Genomic DNA, 26,344 nt, shown 5'->3' on the forward strand with positions numbered 1-26,344 from the left:
ATTTGTATGTCATTGATGATGGTTCATTTACTGAAAAGAATGTAAAACAAATTCTTCAGCTTTCACCTTCTGTGAGGGTGATATCCCGAAAGGAAAGAGAGGATTTTGTTTTAGAAAAGATAGGTAATCGGCCAAACTGCAAGAAGTATAGAGAAGATTTTCCTTTATCCTTCAAACTCTTGGATATTCCTTTAATTGCATCTAAAGAGAGTCCCCGGTATACCTTTACAGATTCAGACATAATTTATTTAAAGAACTGCCAAAGATATTTTAATCAACAGGAAAACACCTATCTGAAAACAGATTCTATAAAATTATCAGTTAAGCTGCGCAATGGTTTATTGAAATATAAATGGGCAATACCTGTTAGATTTAATTCAGGTTATTTCTCATATGATACCAGAAATTTCGATTTAGATTTTATCGAGTATTATTTAGGTCTTTCGGATGTACGAAATTCTCCTTGGTTAAGTGAACAGACATGTTGGGCGCTTTTATTTGGCAAATCTGGACCTTCTTATTGCCCTTCAGAAGTTCAATTTATATGCCAAGAAAATTGTAGTGGGCCAAAGGCTAGTACGCTGGCTGTACACTTGATTGGTGGCCTTAAAGGAAAAGTTCATGAATGGTCGATTCAGGAGGAGCAAATATCATTAACTAGTATAAACCCAATATTTGAGTCCTCGAGGAATGTAACTCTGGTAGATTGGGCACAGAAATCAGCTAAGAGAATTTTACGCGCGGTTTCATGAAGATATTGTTCATCACTCACCGCTTCTACCCAGACATTGGGGGAATTGAGGTAAATTCTGAAATCTTAGCCTCTGCTTTTGTAGAGGCAGGACATGATTTGCGTTTGTTGACTTGGTCAACAGATACTACAGGTAAATTTTTCCCCTATAAAATTATTAGAAACCCGAATAAGTTGAGGCTTTTGCAGGAGCATGCATGGGCAGATGTAGTTTTTGAAAATAATCCGTGCTTACGTATGGCGTGGCCTGCTATTTTTTTCAAGAAGCCTTCTGTTGTTGCTTTACGAACTTGGGTAAGTAGGACAAATGGTGAACTAGGTTGGCAGGATAGACTTAAGCTTTTGTGGCTGCGGCGGGCAACAGCCACTATTGCTGTGAGCGAAGCTGTGCGTAGGAAGAGCAGGTGTAACGCAGTGGTAATAGGTAATCCTTATCGAACAAACCTTTTTAGAATAATTCCCGCTGTTCCTCGCAATAATAGTTTAGTTTATTTAGGCCGTTTAGTGTCTGACAAGGGTATTGATTTAGCAATAAAGGCGTTATATAAGCTTTCACCTGTCTATGAAAATTTATCTTTGACCATAATTGGTAGTGGCCCGGAGAGAGAAAGCCTAGAGAAGATGGTTTTACAATTCGGTTTAGAAGACAGAGTGAAATTTATGGGTGCACTTCGGGGGCAGTTATTGGTAAACTGTTTGAACAGTCATAAGATATTACTTGTGCCTTCTATTTGGGAGGAGCCATTTGGAAACATTGTCCTGGAGGGTATGGCATGTGGTTGTATTCCTATTGTTTCAGATGGTGGTGGTTTACCTGATGCTGTTGGGGATGCGGGGCTTAAGTTTCAGCGTGGGGATGTAGATGCTCTTTCTGATCGTATTACAGAAATTTTAGAAAATGGTAAACTAGAGATGGAACTAAAAAGTGCTGCTTATAATCATTTAGCAATCCATCATCCAGATTTAGTATCAAGAAGATATCTAAATGTGATCGAGGAGGCTTTAAGTAAAACAAAATAATTTTTTATGAAAGTGCTTATATCTCATCCAACTGGGAATCAAAATGTACGAGCCGCCGCTACTGGCTTTGCTGAAGCAGATCTTATAGACGTCTTTCATACTTCCATTGCTACTTTCTCTGGGGATTTGTTGGACCATATCAGTGCTTTCGGACCTCTTTCTGAACTAAGCCGAAGGCGATTTGACTTGAAATTGAAAAATTTGACTAAAGTGTGGCCATGGCGTGAAGTGGGCCGATTGATTGCAACCAAAGCAGGCATGAGAAAGCTTATTAAACACGAGGTGGGTCCATTTTGTATCGATGCTGTTTATCAGAGCCTTGACAGACGAGTAGCGTCTAATTTACCTGGCGCTGCCAAAAGAGGGGCAAGGGCAGTTTATGCTTATGAAGATGGAGCCAGTTTCTCTTTTCATGTAGCTAAGAACCTTGGGCTTCAATGTCTTTATGATCTTCCAATAGGATATTGGCGTGCTGCGCAGAGACTCATGGAGATAGAGCTGGAGAAGTGGCCAGATTGGGCCTCAACATTAACAAGTTTCCACAATTCAGAAAAAAAGCTCTGCCGTAAAGATGAAGAGCTACGTCTGGCAGATAGAATATTTGTAGCTAGCACATTTACTGCCAAAACCTTGCAGGAATTTCCAGGAGTTTTAGCACCTATAGAAGTTATACCTTATGGCTTTCCCCCAATCTGCACCAATCGTAGTTATTCTGCAAATTATGGAAGTAAAGCATTGAAAATTCTTTTCGTAGGCGGTTTGTCCCAAAGAAAGGGTATAGCAAATCTTTTTGCGGCTGTTGAAACTCTTGGACATCACGTAGAGCTCACAATTATTGGACAAAGAGCAGCAACGGAATGTGCTGTTTTAGATGCAGCGTTATTAAGGCATAAATGGTATCCGAGCTTACCTCATAATGATGTATTAAAGCTAATGCAGCTGCATGATGTTTTGGTTTTTCCTTCTCTCTTTGAGGGGTTTGGCCTTGTAATCACAGAAGCAATGTCTCAAGGGACTCCTGTCATCACTACTGAACGTACAGCTGGTCCTGATTTAATTTTTAATGGACAAAATGGATGGCTGATAGAGGCTGGATCAACCCAAGCATTGAAGGCAGCAATAGAAGAGTTACTTTCTAAGCCAGCAGTAATTCCCGAAGTGGGTATGGCGGCTATGGATACTGCTCGCCAAAGATCTTGGGAAACATATGGAAGGGAGCTTGCGCTAGCCGTTGGTGGTCTTTGATTAATTTGTCCTGAGGGTTTTTATTTCTATATAATTCAAATATGGTTTCTATGATATGTAGATGGTTTTAACAGAAATTTATTGTTGTACAAGTGTGGTATTCTAATCATTTGTGTAGTGAAAAAGATAAAAATAAAATAGGCTAGAATCATCCGATATTATTTGTTAAATATAATGTAGAATAAATTAAAGTCGTTGTGATAGCAATGTCATTGACTACACAACAAATTCATAAAACGTTTCATGGCTCCTTTTTTACATGATACTACAAGCGTAGAACATTCTTCTACAAGAGGCTTTCGAGGTTATTGGCGCCAGCCTAATCTGATAGCTGTAGATGAGTCTGAGAAACTCCTTAAACGTGGTGTATGGCTTTATTTTTTTCTGTTGATTTTTGAAGGAGCTCTGCGAAAATGGTTTTTCCCAGGTCTAGCAACTCCATTATTGGTTGTTCGCGATCCACTTGCATTATGGTTAATAGTAGCGACATGGCAAAAAGGTTTGCTTCCCACAACTATGTACATAATGGGTGTTTTCTTTATTGGAACAACAGGGCTTTTTACCTCTACCTTATTAGGGCATGGAAATATTCTTGTAGCCCTTTACGGTGCACGTATATTGCTTATTCACTTTCCTCTAATATTTGTGATAGGTCGGATTTTTAACCGTGAAGATGTTCTTAAGATAGGAAAGGCAACCCTATACTTGGCTATCCCAATGGCCGTACTTATAGCATTGCAGTTTTACAGTCCCCAATCTGCTTGGGTCAATCGTGGTGTTGGTGGTAGCTTAGAAGGTGCTGGATTTAGTGGTGCTCTGGGATATTTTCGTCCGCCTGGTACATTCTCTTTTACCAATGGGAATACTCTTTTTTTTGGATTAGTCTCAGTTTTCATCTTTTACTTTTGGATAAACGTTCATGATATTAATAGATTTCTGCTAATTGGAGCTACGATAGCTCTTTTGATTGCCATTCCTCTTTCTATCAGCCGCTCTTTGTTCTTCCAAGTAGGGTTATCCCTTTTGTTCTCTTGTTTTGCCATTTCCCGAAAACCAAAGTATTTAGGTAAAGTGTTAGTGTTTTGTATAGGAATAGGTTTAGCTTTCTTTTTTTTAAGTCAGACTAGCCTTTTCAGTACAGCAGTAGAAGCATTTACTGCCCGCTTCGTTAGTGCAAATGAATCAGAAGGTGGCTTATCAGGAGTTTTGGTTGATCGCTATTTAGGAGGATTGGTAGGCTCTCTTTCAGCTTCTTCTGAATTACCATTCTTTGGTCATGGCCTTGGTATGGGTACAAATGTTGGTAGTATGTTACTCACAGGAGATCTAACATACTTGATTTCTGAAGGAGAGTGGGGCAGGTTGATTGGGGAATTAGGCGCTTTGATGGGACTGGCTGTGATTTTTTTACGCTTAGCGTTGTGTGTTAACATAGTATGGGCGTCCTATCACAAGCTGATGCTGGGAGATTTGCTGCCCTGGATGCTTTTGAGTTTTGGTCTGTTAGTAGTCCCGCAAGGGCAATGGGCTCAGCCAACTTCTTTGGGCTTTAGTACATTGATAGGTGGATTGATGCTGGCGTCACTACGGGTGCCGAAAAGCAGCGTCTAAAGTACCTGTCATGGTCGGACTAAAAGATTATCTGTATGCTTGCTCCCATATTTTGATACTCTCTAAACCTGTATAAATGAATATAGTTTTTTTTTCTCATCCGACTTTCCTTGGTTCTCAGAGCATGCCCCGATTTACAAGGATGTTGGCTGAAGGGATGAAAGTTTATGGGCACAGGGTAGAACTATGGATGCCGCGGGCTCTGTTCTACCAACTTTCAGTGGTAAGATCAATGCGGAAATGGTTGGGTTACATTGACCAATATGTATTGTTCCCTTATGAGGTGCGTAGTCGCTTAAAACGCTGTCCCCCAGATACTCTTTTTGTGTTTACTGATCAGGCGTTGGGTCCATGGGTGCCAATGGTTGCACATCGGCCCCACGTTATTCACTGCCATGACTTTCTTGCTCAACGCGCAGCCTTAGGTGAAATTCCCGAAAATAAAACCGGTTGGTCTGGTTGTCAATATCAAAAGTTTATTCGAAGTGGATATGCACAAGGAAAACATTTTATTTCTGTTTCTAATAAAACTAAGAGAGAACTTCATGCACTCATTCCTGAAAATCCATCGCTTTCAGAGGTAGTTTATAATGGTCTGAATCAAGAGTTTTTACCTCTTGAATCTGTTAGTGCAAGAGTTGTATTAGGTAATAAAATAGGGGTTGATCTTACTAAAGGATATTTATTGCATGTTGGAGGAAACCAGTGGTACAAAAACCGGAATGGAGTAATTGAAATTTACAACGCATGGCGCAAAACAGCTGCTTCTAAACTACCGCTTTTGATGGTTGGGAAGGAACCAGATACAAATCTATGTGAGGCTTACGCACTGTCGTCTCCATATAATATTGATATCCATTTTATTAGAGGATTGTCTGATGAATATGTAAGAACTGCGTACGCCGGTGCGTCTGTTTTTCTCTTTCCATCTCTTGCTGAGGGCTTTGGATGGCCTATTGCAGAAGCCATGGCTTCTGGTTGTCTTGTTATTACCACTAACGAAGCTCCAATGACTGAGGTGGGTGCTAATGCAGCTTTTTATATTCCCCGCCGGCCAACAAATATTTCTGATGTCACTGCTTGGGCTACTGATGCTGCTAAAGTTGTTGAAAAAGTTATTAGCCTTTCTTCCTGTGAGCGTAATGCTGTTGTAAAAGCAGGCCTTGAAAATGCTAAAAGATTTGACCAAAGAATGGCATTAGAGAGAATTGAGGCTATTTATCTGAGGATCCTTAAAACTTATAACAACTTATGAGGATACTTCGAGTGATTGCTAGTATGAATCCTATCAGTGGCGGCCCATGCCAAGGGATTAGAAACTCTGTTCCTGAACTCGAAAGACAGCAGGTATACAACGAAGTAGTGTGTCTTGACGATCCCGGTGCAGCTTTTTTGCTTTATGATGCCTTTCCCATACATGCTTTAGGTCCAGCCAAAGGCCCATGGAACTATAGCGGTAAACTTGTCCCTTGGCTTATGGATAACTTTTGTCGGTTTGATATAATCATCGTTCATGGGCTCTGGCTTTATCATAGTTATGCTGTAAGTAAAACCCTGAATATTTATAAAAGTCAGCTAAATAAACATAATGAAGAAGGCGCTAAAGTTCCTAAACTTTTTGTTATGCCCCATGGAATGCTTGACCCTTACTTTCAAAAAGCAGCAGGAAGAAAACTTAAGGCGGTGCGAAATTGGGTTTATTGGAAACTCATTGAAAGAAAGGTAGTGAATGAGGCGGATGGAATTCTATTTACATGCGAAGAAGAGTTACAGTTAGCTCGTTTACCATTTCACCCCTACCATCCGAAACGAGAGATTAATGTCGGATATGGTATCACTGCGCCGCCTTTATTTAACCCTGCTATGCGCAATGCATTTTTAAAGAAATGCCCGGAATTAGAAAACCGGCCTTATTTCCTTTTCCTTAGCAGAATTCATGAGAAAAAAGGGGTAGACTTTCTAATCAAGGCTTATTCTGAAGTTGTTTCTACAAAGCTAAAGCCAAAAGGTGAGTGTTCTATAGCTTCTATTTTAGTAGATAATGCTAAAATAAGTGAATTTCAAGATAATGAATGGCCAGTGCTAGTTATAGCAGGACCTGGTTTAGAAACCTCCTATGGAGTAACTATACAGCAATTAGCTGCCGATTCTATAAATATGAATAATTCTGTCCTTTTTCCTGGCATGCTTACAGGCGATGCCAAATGGGGCGCTTTTTATGGGTGTGAGGCATTTGTACTTCCAAGTCATCAGGAAAATTTCGGTATAGCTGTGGCTGAGGCCCTTGCCTGCTTTAAACCTGTACTTATATCAAATAAAGTAAACATATGGCAAGAAGTAGAAGAAAAAGGTGGGGGGATAGTAACTGATGATAGCTTAGAGGGAACAAAAGACCTGCTGAATTCCTGGCAGGCACTGTCAAAAAAAGAGAAACAAGAAATGAGTAGAAAAGCCAGGAAAGCTTATGAGGAACTCTTTGCTATAGAACCGCATGCAGCACGCCTTTTGAATTCTACCAAGTTTTAGTTCATCATCAGTTAAGTTTTTAATTTCTCATCCTCAGGTAAAGCAATAAATGTAGTTGTATGATAGTCTGATCCAATTGGTAATTCTTTGATTGATACAATTTGCGTTAAACTATATTGCTTAAGCTTTTACCGTACTTAAAATATATTATAAACTCTTCTTAAAAAAACAATATTTATAGACCCTTTTTAATGTTTAAATATTGTATTATAAAAAATATTATATACAATATTTATTTAATAATAAAATAATCTAAAATATTTTGATTATACCATTTTTTAGAGTTATATTTATAAAAAATTGCCTCTGCAACTTGCCTTTGTTGTGCGTTAGTATGTTCCGGGCCAACTAAAAAATTTACATATGAATTTTTTGTCTACGATGTCAGTTTTGAAACAATCCTTTGCCCAAGCTATTCTTTTAGTGGCTTTGTTTCTTCCTTCAACTTCATTCGGACAACTTCCAACTCAGTTCAATAAAGTTGAATTGTTAACCGGACTCAAAAACTCTGTTAACTTTGAATTTGCGCCTGATGGTAGAATATTTATAATTGACAGGTACGGGGAAATTTTGATATATAAACCTGCTATGCAAACCACTGTATCGGCTGGTACTGTGAGTGTCTTCCATGATATGGAAGACGGCTTGTTGGGGATTGCTTTCGATCCCCAATTTTTAAGTAACCAGTTTGTGTACTTACATTATTCACACGAAACACTTGCAAAAAACAGGGTATCCAGGTTTGTGATGATTGGAGATCAACTGGACTTGTCTTCTGAAGTGGTAATGTTGGAGTGGACAAGTGATCGTAATGGTTATTACCATGCTGCCGGAGACATGGATTTTGATTCCAAAGGTAATCTGTACATTGCTATAGGTGATAATACCAATCATACAGCATATGCTCCTCTTAATGAAGTTGATCCTAATCAAAGTGCTGAGAGAACATCCTCAAACACGAATGACCTCAGGGGGAAAATACTTAGAATAAAACCGGAGCCGGATGGAACATATAGCATCCCAGAAGGTAATTTGTTTCCGAATGGTGTGGGAGGGCGAGCTGAAATTTATGTGATGGGAGCCAGAAACCCATATAAAATTTTCGTAGATAAAACCAACACAGATTGGCTTTTTTGGGGAGAGGTTGGGCCTGATGCAAATACCGCAAGCGACAAGGGGCCTGAAGGTATGGATGAAATAAACATAACAAAAAGTGCAGGAAACTATGGATGGCCCTATTTCTCCGGGAATAATGAACCCTATTTGAATACTTATGCACAACCTAATTTCTACTACGATCATACCAATCCGCTAAACCTATCAAAGTGGAACACAGGCCCCCAAAGCCTTCCGCCTGCTCAACCCTCATGGTTGAATTTTTTTCATGAATGTTATCTTGTTGGACCTAGATATTATTTTGATTCATCTTTAGACAATCCTAAAAAGCTCCCATCCGATTTCAACCAGGCCTTTTTCTATTATGACTTTAATACAAGTAAGATTTGGGTATCCAAAATGGACTTGAATGGTAACTTAACGTTAAATGAACAGTTTGCGGCAGACATAATAACAGGTGCAGGCTTTATTGATTTAAAAATCGGTCCTGATGGCCAGTTATATATTTTAGAGTATGGAGTAGGGTGTTGTCCTAATAATGTTGGCAGTGGCAAACTAGTTCGTGTTGATTATATTGGAATTGACACGAATAAGCCTCCGCAAGTGACTCTTACAACAGACGTTGTGTCTGGTGCATTGCCATTAAATGTGAATTTTTCTAGTGATGGTACCATTGACCCTGAAGGTAATACGTTAACTTTTGCCTGGGATTTTGAATCAGATGGAATAGTAGATTCTAACGAAAAAAATCCGTCCTATACTTATTCTGAAAAGGGAAATTATGATGCTCAGTTGCGCGTAACTGATTCGAATGGAGCCTCAAGCTCAAAATCCATCAAGATTTATGCCGGTAATCATGCTGCCACTTTCCAATTTGTCTCTCCACTTGATGGTGGTTTAATAAGTTGGGAAGATAATCTTGATTATAACATTGTAGTTAATGATGCAGAAGATGGATCCACTAAAGATGGTACTATCGATTGTAGTGCTTTAAATCTTATACCTTCTTTTGGTCATAATACACACTCCCATGATGGCTTTACAATAAATCAATGTGCAGGTTCATTCTACCTTGATCCTACAAGCCATGATGCACAGGGTCAAGATGATATATTTTATGTCTTCAAAGTAAACTATACCGATTCTGAGGGTTTAACTTCTTTCGATCAGGTTACGGTACACCCTAAACTAATGGAGGCTGAATTTTATGATCTGCAGCTTAACACCCGACTGTACGAAAATACGGATAAATTAGGAGGAGGACTATACTCTGTTAGAGCATTAAGCCATGATTCGTATGTCATGTTAGAAGGGCGGAATCTACATAATATAAATTCAGTTTCATACCGTGTTGCATCCACAGTAGGTGGAGTTATTGAAATTCATGCCGATTCACCAGAGGGTACACTTATTAGTACTGTAAAAGTGCCTGTTACCGGAAGTCTGGATAGCTGGACGAACGCTTCAGGATCGATAAATAATCCTGGAGGTAAGCATGATTTATATTTCGTGTTTAAAAATATAGGAGCTATAAATTTGTTTGATTTAAATTATATTGAATTTATAGGTTCTGGAGTATCATCAGATATTACGCCTCCGAATGTTTATTCTGTAACAGCTTTATCAAAAAATCAAATAGGTATTAAGTTTAACGAACCTCTTGATGAAGCTTCAGCAGAACAGGTTGGCGCGTATTCACTAGATAATAATATCAGCATATATTCTGCTTCCCTGCTAGAAGATAAAAAAACTGTTATGTTGAGTACTTCTACTATGGCTTTGCAGGTAGAAAATCAACTAACGATAAATAGCAGTTTAAAAAATGAAAGCGGAATAGCTTTAAGTCAAAATGTTGTTGAATACTTCACTTTAAATGAAGTATTAGTCAGAATAAATGCAGGGGGACCGGAAGTAACTCTTGATGGTGTGCAATGGCAACAACATAAGTACAACAGTGGTGGAAGTATCAGTTCACAAGCCTCAACTCAAGAGATAAGTAACACAATTTCCGATGCCATTTATCAAACGGAAGTGAATGGTATTTTTAGTTATAGTATTCCTGTGCCTCAAGCGGGAAAGTATGATGTAAAGTTGCATTTCGCTGAAACATATTACAAGAAAATAGGAGAGAGGGTATTCAATGTTGATGTCGAAAATGGTCAGAAAGCTTTAGCTAATTATGATATCATAGCGAAGGCTGGTTTTGCAACAGCTGTCATAGAAGTTTTGAATGATGTTAGTGTTGAAGATGGGTACCTAACTTTAACCTTTAGAGGAGTGGTGAATAAGGCTAAACTTTCTGCAATTGAAGTACTTTATGCAAAAGATTCAGGTCAGGAACCTTCTATTATTCTGACTAGTCCATTGAATAATACCTCTGTTGCCCAACCCTTTGATGTGAACTTCAAAGTAAATTATTGGGCTGTTGGAAGTAGGGATTCCCACATTCATAAAATAGTAGACGGTATAGATAGAGGTGATATCACTACTATTAGCCCTACTACCTTTAGTGATTTGGCAATTGGCACTCATACTATAAAACTTGTGTTAGCTAATGCTGATCACTCCTTGACTGATTACAGTGATGAGATTCAGGTAAAAGTTGTTGAGGAATTGATTTGTGCTGATAACCCTTTTCCTCTGAAGCTTACTGAACACATAATTGGTAGTGATCTACCATATCGCTCACCCTACATATTTGAAGCTGATTTAAATGGCGATGGGTATGAAGATATTGTAACTGGTGGTTGGTGGTACAGAAATCCCGGAGCCTTGGGTGGAGAGTGGAAACAAAACGTGATTGGTGCTCCCATGAATAATATGGTACTTCTTCATGATTTTGATAAGGATGGTGATATTGACATATTTGGAACACAGGGAAAGTATACCAGTTCGCTATTAGCCTGGGCTCAAAACGATGGGAAGGGTAATTTTATAACTCACACTAACATACCAGCTGGGGCTGATGACAGTTTTATAGCCGGAGCAACCATCGGCAATTTTGATGGTGTTGAGAACACGCAACTTGTGATAACCTGGAATGGAGCTGAAGTTGATAAAACGCCTGTTCAAATGCTGACTATTCCAGCCGATCCAGTGAATGAGCCATGGACAATAAAGAACATTAGTCCTAATGCTGTTGGAGAATCAATAACAGCGGGTGATATTGATAATGATGGCGACTTAGATCTCTTTCAGTCAAAAAATTGGTTGAGAAATGATAATGGATCATGGGCTGTTTTTTCAACAGGGATAGTACTGCCTACTAATCCGGAACGCAATGCATTAGTTGATTTGAACAAGGATGGTATATTAGATGCTATTGTTACTCAGTCAGGAGCTGATCAGGAAATATATTGGTTTCAGCCTTCAGCTGATCCAACAAAAGCTTGGACGAAACATACTGTAGGCACAGACGTTGATGGTGGTTTAAGCCTTGATGTCATAGATTTTGATTTTGATGGTGATTTAGATGTGATCACTGGAGAGTGGAGAAATGAGCATCGGCTTATAGCTTTTGAAAATGATTTATGCATTACTGGGACATGGATCAAGCATATTTTACATCCAGGTGGTACAGCAGCTCCAGATCATCATGATGGAACACAAACAGTGGATATAGATAATGATGGAGATTTAGACATTATATCTGTTGGATGGGATAAACGTACTCCTCGTATTTATTATAATGACGGAAGTACAATGGGAAATACTTCTCCTGTTGTTTCCAACCCCATCCCGGACCAGAGCGCCACCGTGGGCACGGCCTTCAGCTTCACCTTCCCCGAGACGACCTTCTCGGACGCGGACGGAGACGCGCTGGCTTACGCAGCCGCCCTTTCTGACGGCAGCGCCCTGCCCGCGTGGCTGAGCTTTGATGCCGCGACCCGCACCTTCAGCGGCAGCCCAGGTGCTGCAGATGCAGGGGTGGTTGAAGTAAAAGTAACAGCCAGTGACGGCACCGAGAGCGTTAGCGACTTATTTAGCCTCACGATTGTGGATGCCAACACTGCAGGCACTGATGTCTGGCTGGAGGCAGAGTGCGCATCCAGTCTAGGAAGCAACTGGATAGAAGGAAGCAGTACTGAGGCCTCTAACGGCTCCTACATTACCATCAAGACTGGGTTGAACAGCACCAGCACAGCTCCCACCGCTAGCCAGGACATCGCCTTGTTCAGCCTCAGTGTCGCACAGGCCGGCAACTACAGTTTATACACCCGTATGAAAGCCCCTAGTGCTAGTGATGACTCCTTCTGGATACGCATCAACGGCGGCAGCTGGATCTCCTGGGGTGCTACTACAGCTACGAGGGGAAGTAGCTTTAACTGGAACAGCTTCCCAAGTGGCACAGTAGCGCTCCCTGACGGGGTGAACACCATTGAGATTGCTTACCGTGAGGACGGGCTCCAAATAGACAAGCTCTACCTGAGCCTGGGCAGCACTGCCCCTACGGGCACCGGAGCGGAAGCCAGCAACTGCGGTGAAGGCACAAGCAACCAGGCTCCTGTTGTTTCCAACCCCATCCCGGACCAGAGCGCCACCGTGGGCACGGCCTTCAGCTTCACCTTCCCCGAGACGACCTTCTCGGACGCGGACGGAGACGCGCTGGCTTACGCAGCCGCCCTTTCTGACGGCAGCGCCCTGCCCGCGTGGCTGAGCTTTGATGCCGCGACCCGCACCTTCAGCGGCAGCCCAGGTGCTGCAGATGCAGGGGTGGTTGAAGTAAAAGTAACAGCCAGTGACGGCACCGAGAGCGTTAGCGACTTATTTAGCCTCACGATTGTGGATGCCAACACTGCAGGCACTGATGTCTGGCTGGAGGCAGAGTGCGCATCCAGTCTAGGAAGCAACTGGATAGAAGGAAGCAGTACTGAGGCCTCTAACGGCTCCTACATTACCATCAAGACTGGGTTGAACAGCACCAGCACAGCTCCCACCGCTAGCCAGGACATCGCCTTGTTCAGCCTCAGTGTCGCACAGGCCGGCAACTACAGTTTATACACCCGTATGAAAGCCCCTAGTGCTAGTGATGACTCCTTCTGGATACGCATCAACGGCGGCAGCTGGATCTCCTGGGGTGCTACTACAGCTACGAGGGGAAGTAGCTTTAACTGGAACAGCTTCCCAAGTGGCACAGTAGCGCTCCCTGACGGGGTGAACACCATTGAGATTGCTTACCGTGAGGACGGGCTCCAAATAGACAAGCTCTACCTGAGCCTGGGCAGCACTGCCCCTACGGGCACCGGAGCGGAAGCCAGCAACTGCGGTGAAGGCTTAATTTCTTCTACTACGCAAACAACATCTCTCGCAGCGGGAAGTGCAGAATTGGAGGAAGAGGTTAAAGCTAATATTTATCCGAATCCGTTTGAAGAAGACATAAAATTACAGCTAAGTAATGTCAAGGAATCACAAGATTATGTGATAAAGGTATATGATGCTATAGGTAACCCCATATATGAACAGGTCTTCACCTCACAAAAGGCAGGAACGAACGAGATTAATATATATCTTCCAAGTTTCAAAATTATGCCAGGATTGTATTTTATGCACCTAGAAAGTACGGACAAAAGTTATAGGAAAATCTTTAAATTGGTTAAACGGTTGTAGCATCTTGATTAACAAAATGATGACTGTTGCTGTGGATGTTATTAAAATATAAGAATATAAAGAAGTAGAGGTCTTGTATTATGCACAACTATGATACAGTTACTGGCCCCTCATTTTCATTAAAGAATCGTCTTGGTAGGGTTTTATGGAGTTTGGTGTCAGCATTATTATTCCGTTACTCTCCAAACCCAATGCATCGTTGGCGGTCTTTTCTACTTCGTTCATTTGGTGCTAAGGTTGGTAGAGGTGTTCATATTTATCCCAAAGCAAAGATTTGGGCTCCTTGGAATCTTGAACTTGCAGATCAGAGTAGTGCGGCTGATGGAGCTATATTATATTCACAGGGGAAGATTTACATAGGTCGTCGGGCCGTCGTTTCACAGGGAGTACACCTTTGTGCCGGCACACATGACTATTCTCAATCCGGGTTTCCACTAATAACGAAACCCATTTACATAGGAGATCATGCTTGGGTTGCTGCTGAAGCATTTGTGCATGGAGGAGTATCAGTGGGTGAAGGGTGTGTGATAGGAGCACGTTCTGTAGTAACGAAAGATATGCCACCGTGGATGGTTTGTTCAGGGCATCCTTGTAAACCAATTAAAAAGAGAATTGAAGAGCATCAGAAGCAGAAATTTTTACAATTGCAGATTACATAATTTCAAAGCACCACTATTTACTAGGTTGTTAGCCATTTACTCATATACATGCAAAATATGCCTTTACTTGACTTGACTATTGCCATTCCGGTTCGAAACGAAGAGAAGAATTTGCCTGGATGCTTACGGTCAATTGGAAAGGACCTCGCACAGAAGGTTGTGGTAATTGATTCCGGAAGTACAGATAAAACAAAGGAGATTGCCAAGCATTTTGGAGCAGAGGTATTAGAGTTTTGTTGGAATGGAAAATTTCCAAAGAAGCGAAATTGGTTTTTAAGAAATCATAGGCCCAAAACTAAATGGGTATTATTCTTAGATGCAGATGAGTACCTGACTCAAAAGTTCAAAGAGGAACTTCGTCAAGCACTGGCTCGTGATGATAAAGTAGGTTATTGGCTAAGTTATACTGTTTATTTCTTAGGAAAACAATTGAAGGGAGGATACCCGCTATTTAAATTAGCCTTATTTAGGGTAGGAGCTGGTGAATATGAGCAGGTTGACGAGGAGCAATGGAGCCAATTAGATATGGAAGTGCATGAACATCCTATATTGCAAGGAGAAATCGGCACGATCAGAAGTAAGATAGACCATCAAGATTTTAGGGGAGTATCACATTACATGCTTAAGCATATTGATTATGCAGGCTGGGAGGCTGCTCGTTTTTTAAGATCATCAGGTAAAGCTAGTCTAGCGGCTAATGTAAACTTAACCTGGAGACAACGTTTGAAGTACCGACTTATGCGAAGCGTATTTATTGGGCCAGCTTATTTTTGTGGTAGTTTTTTCTTGCTAGGTGGTTTTAAGGACGGAGCAAGAGGATTTGCTTTCGCAGTTCTTAAAATGTCTTATTTTGTACAAGTGTACTGTAAAATAAGGGAAAGTAAGAACGTTTAAATATGTCTCCTTTAGCAAAAAATGCTCTTTAGTTACTGTAAATAGCTCCATTGAAAAGTGCCTTTTTCGAATGCCACTCCCTTCCCAGTTTTTGATTACCTACACTGTTATTTTCTTTTTAATTGTATAGCATTTTAATCTTTACTTTCCCAAGCAATTAATAGAATGAAGAAACCACGGTTTTTACTTATTGGCTATAACTTTTATCCAGAGCCCACAGGTATAGGAAAATATAGTGGTGAAATGGTATTATGGCTTTCTAAAAGAGGATATGACTGCACTGTTATTACTACCTTCCCATATTACCCGTATTGGAAAGTACAAGAACCTTACAATAAAAATAAGTTTTGGTACAAAACCGAAAAACAAGCGTTTGAATCTGGAGGTAAGCTAACGGTTCATCGGTGTCCTATATATGTGCCTTCCAAGCCATCAGGCTTGAAAAGAATCCTGTTAGATATGTCTTTTTTGTTAACAGCATTCCTGAAACTATTCCAAATTTTATTTGCAAATAAGTTTGATGTCGTGTTTACAGTGGCTCCATCTTTCCAATTAGGATTGTTAGGAGCTTTATATAAAAAAATTTGCAAGTCTAAGTTGTATTATCATATTCAAGATATGCAGATTGAGGCAGCAAGAGATTTAAAGATGATCAAATCCGAAAGGATTATAAAAACTTTGCTTAGGGTAGAAAAGTACATCTTTTACCAAACAGATGTTATAAGCAGTATTTCGGAGGGAATGGTTACAAAAATTAAAGAAAAGGCAAAGAAAGATGTTTTTCTGTTTCCAAATTGGACAGATACGGCTCTATTCTTCCCAATTGCAGATCGTGCTGAATTGAAAATGAATTTTGGTTTTGAGGCCTCTGACATGATAATTTTATATTCTGGAGCTATTGGAGAGAAACAAGGATTAGAAGCCATTCTATATTCAGCAAAACATTTTGAGAATATGGAAAGATGGAAATTCATGATATGTGGTTCTGGTCCGTACACAGGAAAATTGAAAGCTCTAGCTGAAGACTTAAAACTTCAGAATATTTTTTTCTTTCCGTTACAACCCATTGAAAAGTTCAACCAATTTTTAAATTTAGCTGATGTACACTTAGTAGTTCAAAGAGCCAGCGCTAGTGATTTGGTTATGCCTTCTAAGTTAACTACTATCTTAGCAGTCGGGGGTTTAGCATTAGTGACAGCTAATAAGGGAACTGGGTTACATGCGTTAGTTAACAGATACAATATTGGAGTTCTAGTTGATGCAGAAAGTCAAGATGAATTAAATAAAGGAATTAGTAAAGCACTACTTAGTGAAGAAAGAATTAATATCAGAGCCAATGCTCGTGCTTATGCTGAAAAATTTTTATCAATTGACTCTATCATGAACACGTTCGAGATGTCAGTTTATCATAACTCATACAATACCTTATCACAAAAAACCATTTAATGATTTTGTTGTACTTCAAAGATAGATAATAACACGAATTTTGAACTGCTTTGATTTTTCTTAAACATAAATTGTTCTAAGAGAGCCGAAAGTCGTAGTACATGTGCTACTGCAGGGTTTATCTGGCTCTAATGGTTAGAACATAAATTTTATACATAATCCAAATCACATATGTCTAATGTAATTGTAAGACCAAAGGAGTCTAACATAAACAAGTTCAGCTATTGGTTTAAAATTATGTTGATAATCATATTGGAACATTGCAAACTATTTAGGTTAACAAAAAGCTGAGTTGATGCTTTCATACTTACTGAAGCTATTGAGTTTCATTTTTTCATAGTGGCTTGATTAGTAGCTGCCGTTCGTATATTGGTTAGAGGTATTCAAAGTATTAATATCATTTAAGTTTCGACTGCTGCAGTGTTACTTTTTCTGGCCACGCACATAAGAGTTAAAGCACTAGCGTCAGCATTAGGATTTCTTCCCGAAAGTATGCTGCCTAACCTGTACTTCAATTCTGCTTTACCTTTTTGCCCCTGTAAGACTTCAGCGCCCAATTCATGATTATGAGGAAATATGTTCACCTCGAATCCTTGCGGCTTCAGGATGTTGATGAATAGTTCTTTTGTTACGCCATGACCAGGTTTATGATGGATTTCACAAGCTAAACCCCATTGTTGTTGACTGTCTGTCTTGTGAAAGCCATATCCTTTAATTTTATAGATAATAAGGCGGCTGTTCCACAGAAGTTTAGCCAAACCTTTATAATTCCAAGCGCTAAGCTGCGGATCATGGTCTGTAACCAAAAGCCCGCCTGGTTTTACTAGCCGAGCTGCCTCCCTTAAAATAGCGCCCATATCATCACAATGGTGGAGGGCTGCATTCATTACGACAATGTCAGCAAAGCCTGAAGTAAAAGGTAGTTTCTCCGCATTAGCAAGTAATGGTAAATAACCCTCTTTTTTTGCTAGTTCCAAGGACTTAGGAGCCACATCAATCCCTATCAATAGTTTTGGCTTACCTTTAAGTGTGGCAAATATGTTGCCAGGCCCACACCCAATATCAACTACGATTTTATCTGTCCAATCACCGAGGGCTGCAGACCACCTCCTTTTAAAAGCTTCACTCCTGTGGCAATAGGTTAAATATTCTTCTGCCCACTCAGCATGGTTGAAGTAATAAGCGTTAGCCATCAACCCTTCAGAAGGGTTATTGATGGGAACCTCTAAGTAGCTTTCTAATTCTCTTACATCAGCTTCTGGAGATAGAAAAGGAAGTAGTTCAGTTTTCATAAAATAACTAGAAGTAAAGTTAAAAAATAAGGAAGGGAAAGATGTTGACGCAACTTTGAATTATAATTTTCCTAGGAACGATTTATATTTTTAAAGATATAATTTCTAATTATTTATTTTTATAAAGGTTCAATAAAATAAGCGAATAGTACATATTTGAGGGTGAATAATGTTAAGTAGATGAGGTTATAGGCAGGTCGTGATCAATCATGAATTTTTTCAACAAGTTTGTGGAAGTACCCCACAAAAGAATGTAGTTGCTAAAGATGCTGGTTTGATCAATGCTCTACAGATTGATAAGTATTACTGCTCTTTCCTTAAAAGCTCTATCTTTGGGTACTACAGGCACAGAAACAAAAAGCTTCTTTTAAAAACTTAAAGCCATTCTTATCTATGTTTAAATTAATTGTATTTAAAAGCAAATGTTTTATGTTAACTTTAGAACAATGGTATTGAACATAAAAATGCTATTTCTACTCCTATTAATGATAATCTTTGCAGACCAGGCACAAAGCCAAATCCCAAAACGCGTCAGAGAGTACGGTGTCAGGATTGGAGTACTTTCGACAGGAAAGTATAATGCCATCACAGATGTTGCAGGAGTAACTGTAGGGCATACTACTCTTATTAAAGGCGACCAGGTTCGTACTGGTGTTACTGCTATATTGCCACATACTACTAATATATTTCAGCAGAAAGTGCCTGCTGCCGTGTATGTTGGCAATGGCTTTGGCAAGCTGGCTGGCACTACGCAGGTGCAGGAGCTCGGAAATCTTGAAACTCCCATTGTACTTACTAATACCTTGAATGTAGCCACTGCTATGAATGCCGTGGTTGGCTATACTTTGCAGCAGCCCGGCAACGAAGAGGTACAGTCTGTTAATGCGGTGGTGGGAGAGACCAACGATGGTTACCTGAACGATATCCGCGGGAGGCATGTGACGGAGACGCATGTGCTGCAAGCTATACAAGAGGCAAAAGGCGGAGCGGTGCAGGAAGGAAATGTAGGCGCAGGTACCGGAACAGTGTGCTTTGGCTTCAAAGGAGGCATAGGTACCTCTTCTCGGGTATTACCGCAAAACGTGGGTGGCTATACTGTTGGTGTACTGGTGCAGACTAACTTTGGCGGTGTATTGCAGGTAGACGGGGTGCCAGTAGGGGAGGAGCTGAATCAGTATTACATGAATCAAAGAATCAAAGACAGCGCCGATGGCTCCTGCATGATTGTAGTGGCTACCGACGCACCCGTTGATGCACGGAACCTGGAGCGGATGGCGAAACGTGCCATGATGGGACTGGCAAAAACAGGTGGCATCGCCTCAAATGGCAGCGGCGACTATGTAATTGCTTTTTCATCTAATCCTGATCTGCGCATACCATACAGCACAAAAGATAAAACTCAGGCAGCACCTATACTTCGGAATGATGAAATGTCGCCGTTGTTTATGGCTGTAATCGAAGCTACGGAAGAGGCGATCATCAATTCGCTTTTTATGGCAGAAACGATGCAGGGAAAGGAGAACAGAACCGTAGAGGCACTTCCTGTTAATAAAGTAACTAAATTGCTGAAAAAACATCATGCACTCAAACCCTAACTATGCCTACGTCCGCGGCCAGGTGGTGCCGTTAGATCAAGCTTTTCTGCACATTAGTGACCTTGCCATACAAAGAGGTTACGGCGTTTTTGACTACTTCAGAGTGCATAATGGTCGCCCTGTTTTTCTGGATGATTACCTAATGCGCCTTCAGGAGTCGGCAAAGGCTTTGCATATGGAGGTACCGCTATCTGATGAGGAGTTGAAGGAGGTGATACTGGACATCATCAGCAAGAACGATATTCCGGTTTCAGGTATCAAGATGATTCTGACAGGGGGCTACTCTGCTAATGGCTATGATCCGGCTGAGCCTAGCTTAGTCATACTTCAGCAACCGATGGCACTTCCAAGCTCTGAATTAGTTGAAAAGGGAATAAAGATCATCACCCATGATTATGTGCGGGAGGTGCCAAGAGCCAAAACCATCAACTATACTATGGGCATCCGTCTGATAGATGAGATCAGGCAGCAAGGGGCACATGATGTGCTTTACGAGCGAAATGGGGTGGTAACCGAGTTTCCGCGCTGCAACCTGTTTATAGTGAAGCATGATGACACGGTAATCACTCCGGCAGAGAATGTGCTGCTTGGCGTAACGCGAAAGAACGTGCTGGCCCTTGCCGATCAGAAGTATAAAGCTGTTGAAGGAGAGGTGACAGTTGAGGACATCTACCAGGCTAAAGAGGTGTTCCTGACTAGTACCACCAAAAGAATTTTACCGATAGTTCAGGTGAACGATCAGGTTATCGGAAGCGGTAAGCCAGGAGCTGTAACCTTAGACCTTTTGCAGGCCCTTATAAAGCTTGAAGAGGCATATTTCTCTTTAGCTGTTTAAATGTTACTGTTTTACAGAGGTATAGCTTTTCAGAAGATTGCGCATAAAAAAATAAAATTTTTCTTGCTTCTTTAGTTTCAGCCGCTACATTTGCAAGTACAACACTGATATTTCTTTTGAATGAATAAGCAAACGGTACTCTGCCACTTTATTATTAGCCTCGTGGTCATTTCACGTGGAGTGGAGATGGTTTGCTGATTTTGAACGCGAAAAATAAGCCTAAATACTGCAGCCATCTCCTTTGAGAGATGGCTGTTTTATTATAACTGGAATTAAAAAATTAAGATGTTTCTACCGCTTATAGTGGTCATTATTATTGTGATTATTAGTCCTCTACCCACGGGTTGAAGGAACGGCCTTTTATTGTCTAAAAAGCCTTTCTGACCACCCGGTTAGAAAGGCTTTTTTTATACCTGAATATCGAACCTAACACCTTAAAACACATAAAAAAGATGTACTTTGACAGTAACACGCTAGCCTATCTCGACGGAGCCTATGTAAAAGCTAATGAAGCTTCCTGCTCCGTTTATGCACAAACTCTACATTACGGCTACTCTGTTTTCGAGGGAATCCGTTCTTACAAAACACCAAACGGGCCGCAGATCTTCAAAGCCAAAGAGCACTATGAGCGCCTGCACTACTCTTGCCAGACTGTGGGGCTCCCGCTGGAGTACTCAGTAGAGGAGTTAACAGAAATTACTTATAAGCTACTGGAGCTAAATAACCTGCAGGATGCCTACATCCGTCCGTTGGTATTTGCTGGTACACCCAACATGAGCCTGACGACTGCACAGAAAAGCAATCTGCTGATAGCAGTTTGGGAATGGGGCAAGTACCTCGGCGACAAAACGCTGCGCCTGATGATATCTCCCTATGAGCGACCTAACCCCAAATCGGTTCCTATTGAGGCCAAGGTGGCCGGGCACTATGTAAACTCGACCATAGCTTGTTCCGATGCCAAAGCCAAAGGCTATGACGAGGCTCTTTTGCTTGACATGAATGGTTTTGTAGCAGAAGGCCCTGGTGCCAACTTCTTCTATGAGAAAGATGGAGAGCTGTTTACCGCGCCTCCAGGCAGTATTCTTCGTGGTATCACCCGCAACACCATTATTGACCTGGCGCGAGAGGCTGGCATTACAGTGCACGAGAAGTTCTTTACGCCAGATGTGCTTTTTAATGAGGCGGAGGCTGCTTTCATGACGGGTACTGCTGCAGAGGTAGTAGGGGTGCAGTCAATCAACGAGCATGTATTCTCCAAACCTTACAAGGAAAGTATAGGAGCCCTTCTGGCTGATAAGTATGCAGCCTTGGTTACTGGTTGCCTGACTCCTACACTAGAGATTTAGAACTAGATATTTAGACCTGAAACCATACTTTCTGCTGGGTTAGAGATAGTATTTTGATAAAGGTTAAGTGGTTGTAAAACAATAGTTTATGTTTTTGATGCTGGCTTTTAGAAATAATGACAAGCAGAAAGTATGGTTTCAGAACCAATAACTGTTACCTGATCTTGTGCACCAGAAGCTAAAATAGTTACTGCCTCTAGCGGGGTAGCATCTTACTGAAGACCTGTAACAAGCGCCTCTCTGGAGGGGTGCATTTGTTTACCTCTAACCACCTTAAAACAATGGCATTAAATAAATACAGCCGCATCTATACCCAGGACGACAGCCTTCCGGCATCGCAGGCCATGCTCATAGGCTCAGGTCTGTCGGAAGCTGATCTTCGCAAGCCCTTTGTAGGCATCTGCTCTACAGGCTTTGATGGTAATACCTGCAATATGCATCTCAATGCTTTGGCCGATGATGTAAAGCAGGGTGTAAACCAGCATGGGATGGTGGGGCTGCGCTTTAACACCATTGGCGTAAGCGATGGCATAACCAACGGTACACCGGGTATGCGTTACTCTTTGGTATCGCGCGAAATCATAGCTGATTCTATAGAAACTATCACCGGTGCCCATAATTATGATGCCTTGACTTGTGTGGTAGGCTGTGACAAAAACATGCCGGGCTCTCTGATGGCAATGGCTCGCCTGAACCGTCCATCGCTTATGGTATATGGCGGTACCATCAAAGGTGGAGACTTCAAAGGAGAAAAGCTCAATATCGTGTCTTGCTTCGAGGCTTACGGCAAGAAGTTGAACGGTACCATCTCTGATGAAGATTATCGTGGCATTATCCGCAACGCCTGCCCTGGCCCGGGTGCCTGTGGTGGCATGTATACGGCTAACACCATGGCTTCTGCTGCAGAGGCACTGGGTATGTCTATTCCTTTTTCCTCATCTGCTCCGGCAGTTAGTGCCGAGAAACAGGCTGAATGCCTAAGCACAGGCCAATACTTGCTGCGCCTGCTCGAGCGCGACATCAAGCCAAGAGATATACTTGTTCGCGAGGCTTTTGAGAATGCGCTGGTACTGATAACCGTGCTGGGCGGCTCTACCAATGCAGTATTGCATCTGATTGCCATTGCGCATGCAGCTGGTGTGAAGCTTACGCTGGAGGACTTTCAGCAGGTAAGCAATCGGGTGCCTGTTTTGGCTGATCTTAAACCGAGTGGTAAGTACCTGATGGAGGACCTTTCTGCCTTCGGTGGCGTTCCGGCCGTGATGCGCACCCTGTTGGATGAAAAGCTTCTGACTGGTGACTTGCTAACTGTAACGGGCCAGACGCTGGCTGAAAACCTGGCGGATGTGAAGCCACTGGGGCAGGAGCAGGATTTGTTGCGCCCTCTTTCAAACCCTATCAAAGTAGATGGCCATATCCAGACGCTGTATGGTAATCTGGCTCCGAAGGGTGCTGTGGCCAAGATCTCTGGCAAAGAGGGGCATAGGTTCGAAGGACCGGCCATTGTTTTCAATTCGGAAGAAGAGCTGAATGAAGGTATAACGCTGGGTAAAATACAGCCTGGCCACGTCGTCGTCATCCGCTATGTAGGTCCGAAAGGTGGACCAGGTATGCCTGAAATGCTGAAGCCAACTTCTGCCATTATGGGGGCTGGCTTAGGAGATAAGGTAGCCCTGATTACGGATGGTCGCTTCTCTGGCGGTACACATGGCTTTGTGATCGGACATGTTTGTCCTGAAGCTTACGATGGCGGTACGATCGCTCTGGTGGAGAATGATGACCTCATTACACTGGATGCTACCATCAACAGTATTCACCTGCACGTGGATGAGGCGTTGCTCCAACTACGCCGCGATAGCTGGCAGCAACCAAAAGCTAATGTACAGCAGGGAGTGTTGCTGAAGTATGTCAGAACCGTGAGCGACGCAAGTAACGGATGTATAACCGATTTAGAGGAAGCCCATGTTAACGAAAGAGAAACAAGTAGCAGCATCGCCAGAGCAAACTAAAACCATCTCAGGTGCCGAGGCACTTATACTTGCCTTACTGGAAGAGAAGGTGGATACCATATTCGGGTATCCTGGCGGTGCCATAATGCCTGTGTATGATGCTTTGTTCGACTACACAGATAAGCTGAATCATGTACTGGTGCGTCACGAGCAGGGCGCTATACATGCAGGTCAGGGCTATGCGCGATCTTCGGGTAAGGTGGGCGTAGTGTTTGCCACCAGCGGACCGGGTGCTACCAACCTTGTAACCGGACTGGCAGATGCCCAGATCGATAGTACGCCATTAGTTTGTATTACTGGTCAGGTGTTCGCCCATTTATTGGGTACAGACGCTTTTCAGGAAACGGATATATTGAACATCACCACACCGGTTACCAAGTGGAACTACCAGGTAACCGATGCCAATGAAATACCGGAGGTGATGGCGAAGGCATTTTACATTGCCAAGAGCGGTCGTCCGGGGCCAGTACTGATTGATATCTCTAAAAATGCCCAGCTGCAGAAGTTTGACTTTGCTGGCTACACTCCTTGCAAGCACATCCGCAGCTATCGACCCAAGCCTATCGTAAGGCACGAGTACATTGCGCAGGCTGCTGAGGTGATCAACCAGGCAAAGAAGCCATTCGTGCTGTGGGGCCAGGGAGTTATGCTGGGTTCGGCTGAGAAAGAGTTTAGGACTTTCATCGAAAAGAGTGGTATACCTGCTGCCTGGACTATTTTAGGGGCAGGAGCACTTCCTTCGGACCATCCGCAAAATGTAGGTATGCTGGGCATGCATGGCAACTACGGGCCTAACGTGCTCACCAACGAGTGCGACGTACTTATTGCCATCGGAATGCGCTTCGATGACCGCGTTACCGGGAGGCTGGACAAGTATGCCAGACAGGCTAAAATCATCCACCTGGATATTGATCCTACCGAAATTGGCAAAAACGTGCCGGTAGCAGTACCAGTGTGGGGTGATTGCAAAGAAACACTGCCCTTACTAACCGAACTAGTAGAGGCAAAAGAACATACCGATTGGCTGCAGCTATTCCGGGAGTATAACGACCGCGAAATAGAAGCTGTGATACAAGAAGAGCTATTCCCAACCTCAGAAGAGCTGACAATGGGAGAGGTGATGCAACAGCTGAACGAGCAAACAGCCGGTGATGCCATTGTGGTTTCAGATGTGGGGCAGCACCAGATGGTGGCTTGCCGCTATGCCAGACTCAACCACACCCGCAGCAACATTACCAGCGGCGGGCTGGGCACCATGGGCTTTGCGCTGCCAGCTGCCATCGGAGCCAAATTCGGCACTCCGGACAGAACAGTGGTGGCTGTTATAGGCGACGGTGGCTTCCAGATGACATTGCAGGAACTGGGTACTATTATGCAGAGTGGAGTAGATGTGAAACTACTGATCCTCAACAACCAGTTTCTGGGCATGGTGCGACAGTGGCAGGAGTTGTTCCACGATCGTCGCTACTCTTTTGTAGACATCGCCAGTCCTGACTATGTGAAGGTAGCCAGCGGCTATGGCATCAGCGGAAAAAGCATCAGCAAACGGGAAGAGCTAAAGGACGCCCTGCAGGAAATGCTATCGCATAAAGGCTCTTTCTTGTTAGAGGTGATGGTAACCAAAGAAAACAATGTGTTTCCAATGGTGCCACAAGGGTGTAGTGTAAGCGAAATCAGGCTGAAATAGCATCAGCATAAAGAAGTGAAAGTATGAGTAATCAAAACCATACCGATAAGCAGGAATTCAACATCACGGTGTACACCGAAAACCATATTGGTTTGTTGAACCGCATCGCCATCATTTTCTCCAGGAGAAAAATCAACATCGAAAGCCTGAATACCTCACCTTCAGAAGTTGAGGGCATCCACCGCTTCAGCATCCTGATAAAGGAATCAGAAGAGGTAGTACGGAAAATTGCCGGCCAGATTGAGAAGCAGGTAGAGGTGCTGAAAGTATACTACAACACCAATGAGGAGGTAATTTGGCAGGAGATGGCGCTTTATAAAGTGCCGACTGATGTAATTGCCGAGCGGGCGGTAGTAGAGCGCTTGCTGCGTGAAAACGGTGCCCGTGCCGTCGTGATCCGGAAGGACTATACTGTATTTGAAACTACTGGCCACCGGGAGGAAACAGACAACCTGATAAAAGTGCTGGAACCTTACGGCCTGATCGAGTTCGTACGCAGTGCCCGCATCGCCATTATCAAAGACAGCGAGGGCTTCCATAAAAAGCTGCAGGAGTTTGAGCAGAGCGAGCCGGGGCATGAGGTAGTTGAGAACGAATACCTGAGCAGCCGTGAGAAAGTCTTTACCATGTAATTAATTAGTCATAAGACAAAGTATCAGGAAACAAGCTTTATCTAATCATAAGGCAAGTATGAAATCTAGCCGG

Annotated in this window: 17 protein-coding genes; 16 read left to right on the forward strand and 1 reads right to left on the reverse strand. The window is 42.4% G+C overall.

All coding sequences use genetic code 11. The features are described from left to right. Positions 1-2: 2 nt before the first annotated feature. The 10 genes from PKOR_RS13830 (at position 3) to PKOR_RS13875 (ending at position 16,875) form a co-directional block, all read left to right on the forward strand. Positions 3-752, forward strand: a complete 750-nt coding sequence (locus PKOR_RS13830; protein WP_158453777.1) for a hypothetical protein — start codon at positions 3-5, stop codon at positions 750-752. Beyond that, positions 749-1,771: a glycosyltransferase family 4 protein gene (locus PKOR_RS13835; RefSeq protein WP_046311496.1), complete on the forward strand. Its 1,023-nt coding sequence runs from the start codon at positions 749-751 to the stop codon at positions 1,769-1,771. Before PKOR_RS13830 ends, PKOR_RS13835 begins: the two co-directional genes overlap by 4 nt. A gap of 6 nt (positions 1,772-1,777) precedes the next feature. Further along, positions 1,778-3,016: a glycosyltransferase family 4 protein gene (locus tag PKOR_RS13840; RefSeq protein ID WP_046311497.1), complete on the forward strand. Its 1,239-nt coding sequence runs from the start codon at positions 1,778-1,780 to the stop codon at positions 3,014-3,016. Between the two features lie 243 nt (positions 3,017-3,259). Continuing rightward, the gene (locus PKOR_RS13845; RefSeq protein ID WP_052738863.1) at positions 3,260-4,627 is read left to right on the forward strand and encodes a hypothetical protein; all 1,368 of its coding nucleotides are present in this window, start codon (positions 3,260-3,262) and stop codon (positions 4,625-4,627) included. Between the two features lie 76 nt (positions 4,628-4,703). Next, entirely contained in the window at positions 4,704-5,882 is a 1,179-nt protein-coding gene (locus PKOR_RS13850; RefSeq protein WP_046311498.1) for a glycosyltransferase, read from the forward strand. Further along, positions 5,879-7,153 (forward strand): glycosyltransferase, encoded by a 1,275-nt coding sequence (locus tag PKOR_RS13855; protein ID WP_046311499.1) that lies wholly within the window; start codon positions 5,879-5,881, stop codon positions 7,151-7,153. The genes PKOR_RS13850 and PKOR_RS13855 overlap by 4 nt, the downstream gene beginning before the upstream one ends. A 363-nt stretch (positions 7,154-7,516) precedes the next feature. Continuing rightward, the gene (locus PKOR_RS13860; RefSeq protein WP_046311500.1) at positions 7,517-13,876 is read left to right on the forward strand and encodes a putative Ig domain-containing protein; all 6,360 of its coding nucleotides are present in this window, start codon (positions 7,517-7,519) and stop codon (positions 13,874-13,876) included. 80 nt (positions 13,877-13,956) lie between these two features. After that, positions 13,957-14,535, forward strand: coding sequence for a WcaF family extracellular polysaccharide biosynthesis acetyltransferase (locus PKOR_RS13865; RefSeq protein WP_046311501.1), 579 nt, complete (start codon positions 13,957-13,959; stop codon positions 14,533-14,535). Positions 14,536-14,592: 57 nt separating this feature from the next. Then, on the forward strand, positions 14,593-15,429 hold the full coding sequence (locus PKOR_RS13870; protein ID WP_046314501.1) for a glycosyltransferase family 2 protein: 837 nt from the start codon (positions 14,593-14,595) through the stop codon (positions 15,427-15,429). Between the two features lie 165 nt (positions 15,430-15,594). Continuing rightward, complete coding sequence (locus tag PKOR_RS13875; protein WP_046311502.1) at positions 15,595-16,875, forward strand: WcaI family glycosyltransferase; 1,281 nt, start codon at positions 15,595-15,597, stop codon at positions 16,873-16,875. A gap of 401 nt (positions 16,876-17,276) precedes the next feature. On the opposite strand, the gene PKOR_RS13880 is transcribed toward PKOR_RS13875, so the two are convergent. Further along, a complete protein-coding gene (locus PKOR_RS13880) occupies positions 17,277-18,167 on the reverse strand; it encodes a class I SAM-dependent methyltransferase (protein ID WP_046311505.1) in 891 nt (296 codons plus the stop codon). 485 nt (positions 18,168-18,652) lie between these two features. Between PKOR_RS13880 and PKOR_RS13885 the strand changes: the two genes are divergently transcribed. The 6 genes from PKOR_RS13885 (at position 18,653) to ilvN (ending at position 26,271) form a co-directional block, all read left to right on the forward strand. Continuing rightward, entirely contained in the window at positions 18,653-19,762 is a 1,110-nt protein-coding gene (locus PKOR_RS13885; RefSeq protein WP_235336380.1) for a DmpA family aminopeptidase, read from the forward strand. After that, complete coding sequence (locus PKOR_RS13890; protein WP_046311507.1) at positions 19,746-20,597, forward strand: aminotransferase class IV; 852 nt, start codon at positions 19,746-19,748, stop codon at positions 20,595-20,597. The genes PKOR_RS13885 and PKOR_RS13890 overlap by 17 nt, the downstream gene beginning before the upstream one ends. Positions 20,598-21,049: 452 nt before the next feature. Continuing rightward, the gene (locus tag PKOR_RS13895) at positions 21,050-21,943 is read left to right on the forward strand and encodes a branched-chain amino acid transaminase (RefSeq protein WP_046311508.1); all 894 of its coding nucleotides are present in this window, start codon (positions 21,050-21,052) and stop codon (positions 21,941-21,943) included. Between the two features lie 281 nt (positions 21,944-22,224). After that, positions 22,225-23,952 carry a dihydroxy-acid dehydratase gene (gene ilvD, locus PKOR_RS13900; RefSeq protein ID WP_046311510.1) on the forward strand — a complete coding sequence of 576 codons (1,728 nt, stop codon included), beginning with the start codon at positions 22,225-22,227 and terminating at the stop codon, positions 23,950-23,952. Continuing rightward, positions 23,906-25,639, forward strand: a complete 1,734-nt coding sequence (ilvB, locus tag PKOR_RS13905; protein WP_046311512.1) for a biosynthetic-type acetolactate synthase large subunit — start codon at positions 23,906-23,908, stop codon at positions 25,637-25,639. The genes ilvD and ilvB overlap by 47 nt, the downstream gene beginning before the upstream one ends. 23 nt (positions 25,640-25,662) lie before the next feature. Beyond that, entirely contained in the window at positions 25,663-26,271 is a 609-nt protein-coding gene (gene ilvN, locus PKOR_RS13910) for an acetolactate synthase small subunit (RefSeq protein WP_046311513.1), read from the forward strand. Positions 26,272-26,344 lie beyond the last annotated feature (73 nt).

Origin of the sequence: Pontibacter korlensis, from assembly GCF_000973725.1 — a bacterium.
Classification (GTDB): domain Bacteria; phylum Bacteroidota; class Bacteroidia; order Cytophagales; family Hymenobacteraceae; genus Pontibacter; species Pontibacter korlensis.

Bases quoted from the DNA above. Each gene is read 5' to 3' on its own strand.
- PKOR_RS13875 (WP_046311502.1), top strand. From the start codon at position 15,595: ATGAAGAAACCACGGTTTTTACTTATTGGCTATAACTTTTATCCAGAG.
- PKOR_RS13840 (WP_046311497.1), top strand. From the start codon at position 1,778: ATGAAAGTGCTTATATCTCATCCAACTGGGAATCAAAATGTACGAGCC.
- ilvN (WP_046311513.1), top strand. From the start codon at position 25,663: ATGAGTAATCAAAACCATACCGATAAGCAGGAATTCAACATCACGGTG.
- ilvB (WP_046311512.1), top strand. From the start codon at position 23,906: ATGTTAACGAAAGAGAAACAAGTAGCAGCATCGCCAGAGCAAACTAAA.
- ilvD (WP_046311510.1), top strand. From the start codon at position 22,225: ATGGCATTAAATAAATACAGCCGCATCTATACCCAGGACGACAGCCTT.
- PKOR_RS13895 (WP_046311508.1), top strand. From the start codon at position 21,050: ATGTACTTTGACAGTAACACGCTAGCCTATCTCGACGGAGCCTATGTA.
- PKOR_RS13885 (WP_235336380.1), top strand. From the start codon at position 18,653: ATGATAATCTTTGCAGACCAGGCACAAAGCCAAATCCCAAAACGCGTC.
- PKOR_RS13865 (WP_046311501.1), top strand. From the start codon at position 13,957: ATGCACAACTATGATACAGTTACTGGCCCCTCATTTTCATTAAAGAAT.
- PKOR_RS13890 (WP_046311507.1), top strand. From the start codon at position 19,746: ATGCACTCAAACCCTAACTATGCCTACGTCCGCGGCCAGGTGGTGCCG.
- PKOR_RS13835 (WP_046311496.1), top strand. From the start codon at position 749: ATGAAGATATTGTTCATCACTCACCGCTTCTACCCAGACATTGGGGGA.
- PKOR_RS13845 (WP_052738863.1), top strand. From the start codon at position 3,260: ATGGCTCCTTTTTTACATGATACTACAAGCGTAGAACATTCTTCTACA.
- PKOR_RS13855 (WP_046311499.1), top strand. From the start codon at position 5,879: ATGAGGATACTTCGAGTGATTGCTAGTATGAATCCTATCAGTGGCGGC.
- PKOR_RS13850 (WP_046311498.1), top strand. From the start codon at position 4,704: ATGAATATAGTTTTTTTTTCTCATCCGACTTTCCTTGGTTCTCAGAGC.
- PKOR_RS13870 (WP_046314501.1), top strand. From the start codon at position 14,593: ATGCCTTTACTTGACTTGACTATTGCCATTCCGGTTCGAAACGAAGAG.
- PKOR_RS13880 (WP_046311505.1), bottom strand. From the start codon at position 18,167: ATGAAAACTGAACTACTTCCTTTTCTATCTCCAGAAGCTGATGTAAGA.
- PKOR_RS13860 (WP_046311500.1), top strand. From the start codon at position 7,517: ATGAATTTTTTGTCTACGATGTCAGTTTTGAAACAATCCTTTGCCCAA.